We start from the raw sequence: 11,296 nt of genomic DNA, 5'->3' as shown, positions 1-11,296 counted from the left end.
GGGGCATTACGGTGGACCACGAAGACCTCCGGGGTGAGTTGGTGCGTTCCTAGACAGCTCGCACTTCACTCGGAGGTCTTCGTCATGTCACCACGCCACGCCGTACCTAACGTCCGTGGTCAGTACAGCTAACCCCGGCAGCTAACCCTGTAGCGCGGCGCGCAGCTTTGCGAGGTCGTCGGTCGTCACACCGGACGCATCGAGGTATCGCTCCAGCGAGCCGAAGTCCTCCACGATCGCGCTCCGCGCAGCGTCGAGGTAGGCCTCCTGCACGCCGAGCACCGACTCCGTCAGTCGCGCTTCGGCCACCTCAGCGACTTCGGGCGTCTCGGACATCCTGGCCCTGATCGTCTTGACGATGTGGGTTCGCAACTCCGGCACGGCGGCGTTACTGGCCAGGTAGTCGGCCATCACGGCGTCGCGGTCGACGCCCGCCGCCTCGAGCACCACCGCTACGGTGAACCCCGTCCTGTCCTTACCGGCGAAGCAGTGTGCGAGCACACGATCGTCGTCGCCGAGCATGGTGACCACCTTGTGCACGGCGCGCTGCGCGAGCGGCGACCGGGCGATCCGGCCGTACTCCTCGGTCATGTAGCGGGCCGCGGCGTGGCTGACCGACTCGTCGTCGGGCTTCTCGGTGAGTATCTTCTGAAATGCGTGCTCGTGTGGTGCATCGGCATCGGAGGCAAGGGTTTCCACGAAGGGCAGGTGGTGGATCGTCACGCTGTCGGGGACCAGACCCTTGCCGTGACGCTCCAGCTCCGGCGCCGACCGGAGGTCGGCGACAGCGGTGATGCCGAACCGGAGCAGCGTTTCGCGGCCCGCATCGTCGAGGTTGCTCAGCTCGCCGGACCGGAACAGCCTGCCCGGCTGGATCCCTGCCTTCTCGGCGACGTCGCGAAAGTTCCATGCTCCCGAAAGCGGCGGCACTAGCCCGTCACCGCCGCGGCGAAGGCGGACTTCTCCTTGCCGAGTTCCCCGCGCGCGATGGTGCGCATGTGCACCTCGTCGGGGCCGTCGAACAGCCGCATGGCCCGATGCCAGCCGTACAGCCGGGCCAGAACGGTGTCATCGCTGACCCCGGCCGCGCCGTGTACCTGGATCGCCCGGTCGATGACGTTGCAGGCCATCTGCGGGGCGACAGCCTTGATCATCGAAACCAATTGGCGGGCTTCCCTGCTCTGGTTACCGTGCTGGTCGATGGTCCACGCCGCTTTGTGGCACAGCAGCCGGCTCTGGTCTATCTCGTTGCGGGACTGGGCGATCTGCTGCTGCACCACACCTTGTTCGGCCAGTGGCTTGCCGAACGCGATGCGCTTGGTCACCCGGTCGATCATCAGCGCCATCGCCCGCTCGGCCACGCCGATGGCCCGCATGCAGTGGTGGATGCGGCCCGGGCCAAGACGCGCCTGTGCGATCGCGAACCCGCTGCCCTCCTCGTCGAGCAGATTCGACGCGGGCACCCGGACGTTGTCGAAGGAGATCTCGCAGTGCCCGTGCTGGTCCTGCCAGCCGAACACCGGCAGCGAACGCTCGATCGACACACCGGGTGTGTCGACGGGCACCAGGATCATCGACTGCTGCTGATGGCTGGCGGCGTCGGGGTTCGTCCGGCCCATCACGATGAGGATTTTGCAGCGCGGGTCGGCAGCGCCGGAGATCCACCACTTGCGGCCGTTGATGACGTAGTCGTCTCCGTCGCGCAGCATGGTGGTCTGGATGTTGCGGGCGTCGCTTGATGCCACGGCGGGCTCGGTCATGGCGAACGCACTGCGGATCTGACCGTCAAGCAGCGGTTCGAGCCACTGCTTGCTCTGCTCCTCGGTGGCGAACAGGTGCAGCGTCTCCATGTTCCCGGTGTCGGGGGCGGCGCAGTTGGTCACCTCTGGGGCGATCTCCATGCTCCAGCCGGTCAGCTCGGCCAGCGGCGCATATTCCAGGTTCGTCAGGCCCGAGACCGACGGCAGGAACAGGTTCCACAGGCCGCGCTCCTTGGCCAGTATCTTGAGCTCCTCGATGACCGGCGGGACGGTGTGGTCGTCGGGCCCTGCCGCACGCCGGTACTCCTCGTATGAGGCCTCGGCGGGGAACACGAATTCGGTCATGAAAGCCGTCAGCCGCTTGTGGTGATCCTGTGCCTTGGCAGACATCGCGAAGTCCATGTAGCCACACTAAAGGGTGCGCAAAATGTACTGATGACCGAGAGCCGTCCTCCGTTTCCGCCGTTCACACTCGAGACCGCGCAGCAGAAGGTCCAGGCCGCCGAGGACGCCTGGAACACCCGCGACCCCGAGCGTGTCAGCCTCGCCTACACCCCCGATTCGCAGTGGCGCAATCGCGATCAGCACATCGTCGGACGCGAGCAGATCGTCGCGTTTCTGACCCAGAAGTGGGAGCGGGAACTCGACTACGTACTCCGCAAAGGCCTGTGGGGATTCCGGAACAACCGGATAGCGGTGCGCTTTCAGTACGAATGTCATGACGCCGACGGGCATTGGTTCCGTAGCTACGGCAACGAACTGTGGGAGTTCACCCAGGAGGGCCTGATGGCGCGGCGGGAGGCCAGTATCAACGACGTCAAGATCGACGAGTCGGAGCGCCGCTACTTCGGCCCGCGACCCGAATCCGAGTACGGCCACGACTTTCCGCTGTGGTGATCCACGGGTGAGGCCCTCCCCGGTACGCCGCCGGGGAGGGCCTCTGTGGAGGAAGATCTATTCAGTTGTTATTCGTGTTGTTATTCAGTTGTGGGTCTACTGGCCGAGGTAGGCGTGGCCGTGGCCGTGGTGGTAGCGCCAGCCCGACATCGCGTTGGGCGCCGGCTTCGCGTACGTGTCCGGGGTGGCCACGATCGCGGTGTGCGAGCCGGTCTGGGTGGTGGTGACTGTGGCGCTTGCCATCCCCGCAAGGCCGAGGGCGGCACCGGAGAGGATGCCGGCCGAGACGATCGGGAGGGCGATGCGGGCGATAATGCTGTTCATTTTCAGTTCCTTTGTGTCCGTTGACTTTTGGTGTTCTCCGCCGGTGTGTTCCGGCGATGACTTAAGAGTGCCGGAGCGCGACGGCGGGGTCTGTCCGCCGACCGGCCGGAGACACGGTGGAACTCGTTGTCCCCCAATCGGGGGAACCGGGCCTGCTGCTGTGCCAAGCTGAAGCTGTGACCAGCGAAAAGGTTCGGGTGGTGGTCGGCGACGACCATCCGATGTTCCGCGAGGGTGTGGTGCGGGCGCTGGTGTCCAGCGGTGAGATCGAGGTGGTGGCCGAGGCGGAGGACGGGCTCGAGTCACTCGAGCTGATCCGGACCCACCAGCCGCAGGTGGCGCTGCTCGACTACCGGATGCCCGGCATGGACGGCGCGGAGGTGGCCGCCGCGGTCACCCGCGACGAGCTGCCGACGCGGGTGCTACTGGTGTCGGCTCACGACGAGTCGGCCATCGTCTACAAGGCGCTGCAGGAGGGTGCGGCGGGCTTCCTGCCGAAGGAGTCCACCCGAAGCGAGCTGGTCGCAGCCGTCTTGAGGTGCGCGAAGGGCAAGGACGTTCTGGCACCGGAACTCGCGGCGGGGCTGGCGTCGGAGATCCGGCGCCGCAATGAACCCGACGTGCCCGCGCTGAGCCCCCGCGAGCGCGAGGTGCTGAAGCTGATCGCAGGCGGCAGCAGCATTCCCGCCATGGCCAAGGAGTTGTACCTGGCGCCGTCGACGGTCAAGACCCATGTGCAGAGGCTCTACGAGAAGCTCGGCGTCAGCGACCGCGCCGCCGCGGTGGCAGAGGCCATGCGCCGCAAACTGCTGGATTAGCGTGCACAGCCGGTCCGACTCGTTCATCGACCATCTCGCGACGGAACCCGTGCGCGTCTCGGCGCTTCTGCGTCTGCCGCTGATCGGCCTGATCGCCGTGCTGGTGTGGATATGGGAGGTCGACCACTGGCTGCCCCAGCTGTACGCGGTGATTCTCGGTGCATACGCAGCGGCCGCGGTGCTGTGGCTGATCGCCGTGTTCCGCGGGCCCGTTCCCCGGTGGGCGGACTGGGCGTCGACGATCGTCGACCTGCTGGTGATCGTCGCGCTGTGCCTGGTGTCGGGGGGTGCGACGTCGGCGCTCCTTCCGGTGTTCTTCCTGCTGCCGATCTCGGTGGCGTTCGGCGACCGGCCCGCGCTGACGGCGATTTTCGGCATCGTCACGGCGGTGGGCTATCTCGCCGTCTGGATTTTCTATTCCAAGCGCGACGACAGAATCGGCCTGCCGAATATCGTGTACACCCATTTCGGCTTCCTGCTGTGGCTGGCCGTCGCGACGACGGCGCTGTGCTTTGTGCTCGCCCGAAGGGCGTTGCGTGTCAGGGCATTACAGGAAGTGCGCCGCCAGTTGGTCTCCGAGGCGATGCAGGCCGACGAGCGACGCAACCGTGAGGTGGCCGAGCATCTGCACGACGGCCCGTTGCAGACGCTGCTCGCCGCGCGCCTTGAGCTCGACGAGGCCCGTGAGCGGAATCCCGATCCCGCACTCGACATGGTCTATGCCGCGCTGCAGGAAACCGCGACCGGCCTGCGCTCCACCGTCACCGAGCTGCACCCGCAGGTGCTCGCGCAGCTCGGCCTCACACCCGCGCTGCGAGAGTTGTTGAAGCAGTTCGAGGCTCGCACCCACGTCGCCGTCGATGCCGACCTGGATGAGGTGGGCAAGCCGCAGTCTCAGCAGCTGCTGCACCGGGCCGCGCGCGAGCTGCTCACCAACGTCGGCAAGCATGCAGGCGCCAACACAGTGCACGTCGGGCTCGAGCGCAAAGGCGACAGGTTCGAGCTGACGATCGCCGACGACGGCCGCGGTTTCGATCCGGAGGTGATCGGTCAGTCGGTCGCCGACGGGCACATCGGGCTGGGCTCGTTGTTGGCGCGGTTCGAAGCGATGGGCGGCGCGATGCACATCGACTCGCAGACCGGCGGCGGCACCAGGGTCACCGTCACCTCGCCGCCCGAGCCGGTCCCCTCCCCCGCCGAGCAGACGTAAAAGTCCCCCAATTCTTGCCCTTTTGGGTACTTTTGCGTCTGCTCGCGCAGGGGCCCGCGCGCAGATCAGCTCGTGAGACCTCGTGCGATGACGAGCCGCTGGATCTGGTTGGTGCCCTCGAAGATCTGGGTGATCTTGGCCTCGCGCATGTATCGCTCCACGCGGTAGTCGCGCGTATAGCCGGCGCCGCCGAACACCTGGACCGCGTCGGTGGTGACCTTCATCGCGGCGTCGGTTGCGATCAGCTTGGCGACGCTGGCCTGGGTCGAGTACGGCCTGCCGAGGTCTCGTCTACGCGCCGCGTCGAGATAGGTCGCCCGTGCGCTGGCCACCGCCGCGGCCATGTCGGCAAGCACGAACCCCAGGCCTTGATGGTCGATGATCTTGCGCCCGAACGTCGTTCGCTCGTTGGCGTAGGCGGTGGCCGCGTCCAGCGCCGCCTGCGCCAGCCCGACCGCGACGGCGGCGATGCCGAGGCGGCCGGAATCCAGTGCGCTGAAGGCGATCTGCAGACCCTGCCCCTGCGCGCCGATCAGTCGGTCGGCGTCCACATGGGCGTTGTCGTAAAACGCCGAGGTCGTCGGTATCGCATGCAGGCCCATCTTCTCCTCGGGCTTGCCGAAGCTCAGGCCCGTGAGGTCGCCGGGGATCAGGAAGCAGGAGATCCCACGGCTGCCTTCACCTGTCCGCGCGAACAACGTGTAGAAGTCCGCCCGTCCGCCGTGGGTGATCCACGACTTCGACCCGCTGATGACGTAGCCACCATTGCCGTCGGCCTTCGCCGCGCAGCGCAGCGCCGCCGCGTCGGACCCGGCCTGCGGCTCGGACAGGCTGTATGCGCCGATCTGATCACCGGACAGCATCCCCGGCAGCCAGCGCCGCTTCTGTTCGTCGGTGCCGAACGCGAGCAGTGGGTGCGACGACAGGCTGTGCACGCTGACGGCGACCGCCACGGCCGCCCAGCGCGCCGCGATCTCCTCGAGCACCTGCAGGTACACCTCGTACGGTTGGCCGCCGCCGCCCCACTCCTCGGGTTGCGGCAGGCTGAGCAGCCCGGCGGCGCCCAGCTGGGCGAACACCCCTTCGGGGTAGGTCTCGGCCTTCTCGTGCGCGTCGACGATCGGGTCGAGCACCTTGTCGGCGATGTCGCGGGTGAGCGCGATGAGGTCGTCGGCTTCCTGCGACGGCAGCAACCGGTCGACGGGCATCGAGGACCTAAACCCTTTCGGTGACCGAGAGCTCCGCGTTGATCGCGTCGACCCGGTCTTTGGCGTCACCGAACAGCATCTGGGTGTTCTCCCTGAAGAACAGCGGGTTCTGCACGCCGGCGTAGCCAGAGGCCATGGACCGCTTGAACACGATGACATTGTTGGCGTTCCACACCGTGAGCACCGGCATGCCTGCAATGGGGCTGCCCGGGTCCTCCGACGCCGCCGGGTTCACGGTGTCGTTGGCGCCGATGACGAGGACGACGTCGGTGTCGGCGAAGTCGTCGTTGATCTCGTCCATCTCCAGCACGATGTCGTAGGGCACCTTGGCCTCGGCCAGCAGCACGTTCATGTGGCCGGGCAGTCGTCCCGCGACGGGGTGGATGCCGAACCGGACGTTGACGCCGCGGGCGCGCAGCTTGCGGGTCAGGTCGGCGACGCCGTACTGGGCCTGGGCGACGGCCATGCCGTAGCCCGGGGTGATGATCACCGAACTGGCCGACGAGAGCAGTTCGGCGGCGCCCTCGGCGTTGATCTCGCGGTGCTCGCCGTAATCCTTGTCGTCAGCGGGCCCGGCCTCGATCCCGAAGCCGCCTGCGATCACCGAGATGAACGACCGGTTCATCGCCTTGCACATGATGTAGGACAGGTAGGCACCGGATGAGCCGACCAGCGCGCCGGTGATGATCAGTAGGTCGTTGCCCAGCAGGAAGCCCGACGCCGCCGCAGCCCAGCCGGAGTAGCTGTTGAGCATCGACACCACCACGGGCATGTCGCCGCCGCCGATCGACGCGACCAGGTGCCAGCCGAGCAGCAGCGCCAGCACGGTGACCACCGCCAGCAGCCACAGCTGCGGGTCGATCACGAACCAGACGGTGAGCGCGGCGAAGACGACGAGCGCGCCGACGTTGAGGAGGTTCTTGCCGGGCAGCATCATCGGCGCGGACTTGATGCGGGCCGAGAGCTTGAGGTTGGCAACGATCGAACCGGTGAACGTGACGGCGCCGATGAAGACGCCGATGACGACCTCGGCCGAGTGGATGCCGAGCATGCCCTCGCTATTCAGAAGGGCGGCCTCGGCGCCGGCGGCGTCACCTTCGACGTGCAGGTAGCCGTTCCAGCCGACCAGCACGGCGGCCAGCCCGACGAACGAGTGCAGCAGTGCGATCAGCTCAGGCATGCCGGTCATCTCCACGACCTTGGCGCGCCAAAGCCCGATGGCCGCACCGATGGCCATGGCGGCGGCCAGCAGCGCCAGGCCCAGGGGTTCGATATGGCGGGCCAGTGCAAGTGCGATGGTTGCGATCAGCGCGACGGCCATCCCCGCGATGCCGAAAGTGTTACCGGCCCTTGATGTTTCGTGCTTAGACAGGCCGGCCAGCGCCAGGATGAACAGCAGGGCCGCGACGACGTACGCCGCGGTTGCGGCGGTTTCCAGTGTGAACACTTCTCAGCTCCTCGAGAACATGGCCAGCATTCGGCGGGTCACCGCGAAGCCGCCGAAGACGTTGATGCTGGCGAGCAGGATCGCCAGCGTTGCCACCGCGGTGATGACGGCCCCCCCGGACTGGATGCCGTGTCCGATCTGCAGTAGCGCACCGACGACGATGATCCCGGAGATCGCGTTGGTCACCGACATCAGCGGGGTGTGCAGCGCATGGTGCACATTGCCGATCACGTAGTAGCCGATCACGATGGCCAGTGCGAACACCGTCAGGTGCACTTGCAGCGCGGCCGGCGAGAGGGCGATCAGCGCGAAGAGCACCGCCGCGGCCGTGAAGGTCAACCCAAGCCGGCGCGCCGTCGTCATGGGTTGCTTGGCCGGCTTGGCCTCGGCAGGAGCCGCTGCGGCGACCGGCGCCGCCGAGACCTGGACGGGCGGCGGCGGCCAGGTGACCTCGCCGTCGCGGACCACTGTCACCGAGCGTTGCACCACGTCGTCCCAGTCGAGGGTGAGCTGCCCGTCTTTCTCCGGGGTCAGCAGCTTGAGCAGGTTGACCAGGTTGGTGCCGTACAGCTGCGATGCCGTGGCGGGCAGTCGGCCCGCCAGATCGGTGTAGCCGATGATGGTCACGCCGTTGTCGGTGAGGATCGCCTGGTCTTTGACGGTGCCTTCGACGTTGCCGCCGTTGGCCGCGGCCATGTCGACGATGACGCTGCCGGGCTTCATCGAGGCCACCATGTCGGCGGTGATGATGCGCGGCGCAGGCTTACCGGGAATCAGCGCGGTCGTGATGATGATGTCGACGTCGCCGGCCTGGTCGGCGTACAGCGCAGCCTCGCGGGCTTTGTAGTCGTCGCCCATCTCCTTGGCGTAGCCGGTGGCCGACACTTGCGCCTCCGGCGACTCGATCGAAAGATATTCCCCACCAAGAGATTTGACCTGATCTGCCACCTCGGGGCGGGGATCGGTGGCGCGCACGATGGCGCCAAGGCTGCCCGCCGCACCGATAGCCGCCAGTCCGGCAACGCCCGCACCGACGACGAGCACCTTGGCGGGCGGCACCTTGCCCGCTGCGGTCACCTGCCCGGTGAAGAACCGGCCGAACTTGTTGGCCGACTCGATGACGGCGCGGTAGCCAGCGATGTTCGCCATCGACGACAGCACGTCCAGTGACTGGGCGCGGGAGATACGCGGAACAGCGTCCATGGCCAGCGCGGTGATCGGCCGGCTGGCCAACTGCTCGACGAGCTCCGGCTTGAGGGCGGGAGAGATAAGGCTGATCAGCGTGGCGCCGTCGCGCATGGCGGCGATCTCCGCGTCGTCCGGCGCGTTCACCTTGAGCACCACGTCGGCCGCCCAGACCTGCTCGGCGGACCCGACGTCGGCGCCGGCCTCCGTGAACGCCGCATCGGAGAAGCTCGATGCGGCGCCTGCGCCGGTCTCGACAACTACCTCATAGCCCAGCTTGATGAGTTGGCCGACCGTTTGCGGCGTCGCGGCAACGCGCGTTTCCCCAGGCAGCGACTCTCTCGGGATCCCGATGATCATCGATTTCGATCCGATCTAGGTTTCTGTCACGGTCCGGCCGGAGCACGACGCGGTGCCCCGACACAGCTCGTCGTGGGACGAGTGGAATACGTCAGTGTAAAAGTCGCCCCAAATCAACATCACGCCCAGTGCGACAACGGCGGTATCCACCCGACGCCTCGGTGCGGGGTTTCAACGGCCGCCCCGCAGGGAATCCCGAATTTGCGGGTGCGTCAGCGACGTTCCCGGGGATTTTCCACGAAAGGCATTCTCATGAACAGCACCGTCGTTTGGATCGTCGTCGCAGTTGTGGCGGTGATCGTGCTCGCCGGGCTCGTCTTCGCCGCGCGAAACAAGCGCAATCAGCACAGGCACGTCGAGGCCGAGCAGATGCGCGAGGAGCTCACCACCCACGTCCAGAAGGTTGACAAGCGTCAGGCGCTTGCCGAGGAAACCGCTGCGAAGGCCCGCGCCGCAGAGGCCGAAGCCGAGGCGAAGGCCGCAGAAGCGGCCCGGCTCGCGCAGCAGGCAGCCGGCCACCAGGAAGCCGTCGCCGCGTCGCGTGAAGACATCGAAGAGCGCCGCAGGGACGCCGACATGCTCGATCCGAAGACCCGCGTCGATGACGAAGCCGTGGACCACAAAGCCGTGGATCGCAACGCGGTCGGGCAGGACCGCGCCGAGCGGGACCGCGTCGAGCAGGCGACCGCACAGCAAGAGGCCGCGAGGCAGGAAACTCAGCGCAGGTAACCGAGCACAGTCAGCGCAGGTAACCGAGCACAGTGTCGCGTTCCGGGTCGGCGTATTCCTAGAGCGCGGCACTGCCATGTGCGCAGCCGGCCGCAAGTGCAGTAGTCGACTACTCGCGCCAAGGCGGGGCTGGCCGGAAATGATCGGTCCATGCAAACGACACCGGATGAGGTGCTGCAGAATCAGCCACCGAAGCTGACCGAGTCGACGGTCAAGGCGCTGCCCAAGGACGGATCAATCGAGATGTTGCGCAAGCAGCGCATCCGTTTTGACGGCTTCTTCACCGGCCCTACGTGGTAGACCGCCCTACGTGGTAGACCGGCGGGTGTTTAGAACAGTCGGTTAAACCGGGGGATAGGCAGGCGGTGGATACACGCCGCGCAGGATCCAGGCGAACCAGTCGACGCCGTACTCGACCTCGTCGCTGGCGTCATAATCCGGGTTCGGATCCATGTGCTCACCCTCTCGCCGTGCAGTCCCTGGGCTGGAGTCTAGACCCGCCGCGACGGTGGCGACACCCTGTGCACCTAGACTGACGGCCAACCAGTTGATTGAGTGCCCCGGAAGTGATCGGGGCCTGCCTGCCGACAGAGAGCCGCCATGTCCGACACGACCAACGGGATGAGCCGCCGCGAGGAGTTGTTGGCCGTCGCCACCAACCTCTTCGCGGCCCGCGGTTACCACGGCACCCGGATGGACGACGTCGCCGACGCCGTCGGATTGAACAAGGCGACGGTGTATCACTACTACGCCAGCAAGTCGCTGATTCTCTACGACATCTACAAGGGTGCCGCCGACTTCACCGTTGGCGCGTTGCACGACGATCCGTCCGCGTCGGCTCGCGAGACCATCTACCACTTCACCCGACGACTCCTTGTCGGCATAGCCCACGACCTCGAACGGGCGGCGGTGTACTTCCAAGAGGGGCCTTACATCACCGAGTGGTTCACCGACGAGCAGGTCGCCTACATTCGGGAGAAGGAAGCCCAGGTCTACGAGCACGTGCGCGATGTCATCGACCGTGGCATCGCCAGCGGAGAGTTCTACGACTGCGACTCCCATGTGCTGGCGCTCGGCTACATCGGCATGACGCTCGGCTCTTACCGCTGGCTGCGCCCGCAGGGCCGCCGCACCGCGCAGGAGATCGCCGCGGAGTTCAGCATGGCACTGTTGCGGGGCTTGATCCGCGATGAGGCTGTGCGGGTGGACTCCCCACTTGGCTTCGACGTCGGTGAACACGCCTAGCTCGCGTTCGCCGGCGCTATTAATGCGCTAGCTGCATCAACCAATGCCAGATTGGGCTTGGACAGGTATCGCTCTCTCTTCCTACCGTAGGCAGTGACGACGGCCACATCGGC

At 66.6% G+C, this 11,296-nt stretch carries 12 protein-coding genes and 1 pseudogene; 6 read left to right on the top strand and 7 right to left on the bottom strand.

Annotation, left to right across the window (positions count from 1 at the left end):
* Window positions 1–141 precede the first annotated feature (141 nt).
* Window positions 142–930, bottom strand: a complete 789-nt coding sequence (locus D6M19_RS28820) for a tyrosine-protein phosphatase (protein WP_123028703.1) — start codon at window positions 928–930, stop codon at window positions 142–144.
* Window positions 930–2,162 (bottom strand): acyl-CoA dehydrogenase family protein, encoded by a 1,233-nt coding sequence (locus tag D6M19_RS28815; protein ID WP_123028702.1) that lies wholly within the window; start codon window positions 2,160–2,162, stop codon window positions 930–932. The genes D6M19_RS28820 and D6M19_RS28815 overlap by 1 nt, the downstream gene beginning before the upstream one ends.
* A 33-nt stretch (window positions 2,163–2,195) precedes the next feature.
* On the opposite strand from D6M19_RS28815, the gene D6M19_RS28810 reads away from it, so the two are divergent.
* Window positions 2,196–2,657, top strand: coding sequence for a nuclear transport factor 2 family protein (locus tag D6M19_RS28810; protein WP_123028701.1), 462 nt, complete (start codon window positions 2,196–2,198; stop codon window positions 2,655–2,657).
* Between the two features lie 96 nt (window positions 2,658–2,753).
* On the opposite strand, the gene D6M19_RS28805 is transcribed toward D6M19_RS28810, so the two are convergent.
* Window positions 2,754–2,981, bottom strand: a complete 228-nt coding sequence (locus D6M19_RS28805) for a hypothetical protein (protein WP_123028700.1) — start codon at window positions 2,979–2,981, stop codon at window positions 2,754–2,756.
* Between the two features lie 176 nt (window positions 2,982–3,157).
* On the opposite strand from D6M19_RS28805, the gene D6M19_RS28800 reads away from it, so the two are divergent.
* Complete coding sequence (locus D6M19_RS28800) at window positions 3,158–3,799, top strand: response regulator (RefSeq protein ID WP_123028714.1); 642 nt, start codon at window positions 3,158–3,160, stop codon at window positions 3,797–3,799.
* Between the two features lies 1 nt (window position 3,800).
* Window positions 3,801–5,009, top strand: coding sequence for a sensor histidine kinase (locus D6M19_RS28795; RefSeq protein WP_234835096.1), 1,209 nt, complete (start codon window positions 3,801–3,803; stop codon window positions 5,007–5,009).
* A gap of 65 nt (window positions 5,010–5,074) precedes the next feature.
* On the opposite strand, the gene D6M19_RS28790 is transcribed toward D6M19_RS28795, so the two are convergent.
* Genes D6M19_RS28790 through D6M19_RS28780 form a run of 3 tightly spaced genes read right to left on the bottom strand, consistent with a single transcriptional unit; the run spans window position 5,075 to window position 9,209 of the window.
* Window positions 5,075–6,217, bottom strand: a complete 1,143-nt coding sequence (locus tag D6M19_RS28790; RefSeq protein WP_123028698.1) for an acyl-CoA dehydrogenase family protein — start codon at window positions 6,215–6,217, stop codon at window positions 5,075–5,077.
* A gap of 7 nt (window positions 6,218–6,224) precedes the next feature.
* Window positions 6,225–7,664 carry a Re/Si-specific NAD(P)(+) transhydrogenase subunit beta gene (gene pntB / locus D6M19_RS28785; RefSeq protein WP_123028697.1) on the bottom strand — a complete coding sequence of 480 codons (1,440 nt, stop codon included), beginning with the start codon at window positions 7,662–7,664 and terminating at the stop codon, window positions 6,225–6,227.
* A 3-nt stretch (window positions 7,665–7,667) separates the two neighbouring features.
* The gene (locus D6M19_RS28780) at window positions 7,668–9,209 is read right to left on the bottom strand and encodes a Re/Si-specific NAD(P)(+) transhydrogenase subunit alpha (RefSeq protein WP_123028696.1); all 1,542 of its coding nucleotides are present in this window, start codon (window positions 9,207–9,209) and stop codon (window positions 7,668–7,670) included.
* A gap of 252 nt (window positions 9,210–9,461) precedes the next feature.
* On the opposite strand from D6M19_RS28780, the gene D6M19_RS28775 reads away from it, so the two are divergent.
* Together D6M19_RS28775 and D6M19_RS34400 are read left to right on the top strand one after the other, a co-directional pair.
* A complete protein-coding gene (locus tag D6M19_RS28775) occupies window positions 9,462–9,938 on the top strand; it encodes a hypothetical protein (protein WP_123028695.1) in 477 nt (158 codons plus the stop codon).
* A gap of 150 nt (window positions 9,939–10,088) precedes the next feature.
* On the top strand, window positions 10,089–10,238 hold the full coding sequence (locus tag D6M19_RS34400) for a hypothetical protein (RefSeq protein ID WP_164478743.1): 150 nt from the start codon (window positions 10,089–10,091) through the stop codon (window positions 10,236–10,238).
* 42 nt (window positions 10,239–10,280) lie between these two features.
* Here the strand turns inward: D6M19_RS34400 and D6M19_RS35005 are convergent.
* A pseudogene (locus D6M19_RS35005) lies at window positions 10,281–10,388 on the bottom strand (CAP domain-containing protein); the annotation flags it as partial.
* Between the two features lie 150 nt (window positions 10,389–10,538).
* Here D6M19_RS35005 and D6M19_RS28765 point away from each other — a divergent pair.
* Window positions 10,539–11,183 (top strand): TetR/AcrR family transcriptional regulator, encoded by a 645-nt coding sequence (locus D6M19_RS28765; protein ID WP_123028693.1) that lies wholly within the window; start codon window positions 10,539–10,541, stop codon window positions 11,181–11,183.
* The last annotated feature ends 113 nt before the right edge of the window (window positions 11,184–11,296 follow it).

The sequence above is a fragment of the Mycolicibacterium stellerae genome (assembly GCF_003719305.1).
In the GTDB taxonomy this organism is placed as follows: domain Bacteria; phylum Actinomycetota; class Actinomycetes; order Mycobacteriales; family Mycobacteriaceae; genus Mycobacterium; species Mycobacterium stellerae.
This window is presented reverse-complemented; position numbering and strand designations above follow the sequence as displayed.

Bases quoted from the DNA above. Each gene is read 5' to 3' on its own strand.
- D6M19_RS28790 (WP_123028698.1), bottom strand. From the start codon at position 6,217: ATGCCCGTCGACCGGTTGCTGCCGTCGCAGGAAGCCGACGACCTCATC.
- D6M19_RS28815 (WP_123028702.1), bottom strand. From the start codon at position 2,162: ATGGACTTCGCGATGTCTGCCAAGGCACAGGATCACCACAAGCGGCTG.
- D6M19_RS28780 (WP_123028696.1), bottom strand. From the start codon at position 9,209: ATGATCATCGGGATCCCGAGAGAGTCGCTGCCTGGGGAAACGCGCGTT.
- D6M19_RS28775 (WP_123028695.1), top strand. From the start codon at position 9,462: ATGAACAGCACCGTCGTTTGGATCGTCGTCGCAGTTGTGGCGGTGATC.
- D6M19_RS28765 (WP_123028693.1), top strand. From the start codon at position 10,539: ATGTCCGACACGACCAACGGGATGAGCCGCCGCGAGGAGTTGTTGGCC.
- D6M19_RS34400 (WP_164478743.1), top strand. From the start codon at position 10,089: ATGCAAACGACACCGGATGAGGTGCTGCAGAATCAGCCACCGAAGCTG.
- D6M19_RS28805 (WP_123028700.1), bottom strand. From the start codon at position 2,981: ATGAACAGCATTATCGCCCGCATCGCCCTCCCGATCGTCTCGGCCGGC.
- D6M19_RS28810 (WP_123028701.1), top strand. From the start codon at position 2,196: ATGACCGAGAGCCGTCCTCCGTTTCCGCCGTTCACACTCGAGACCGCG.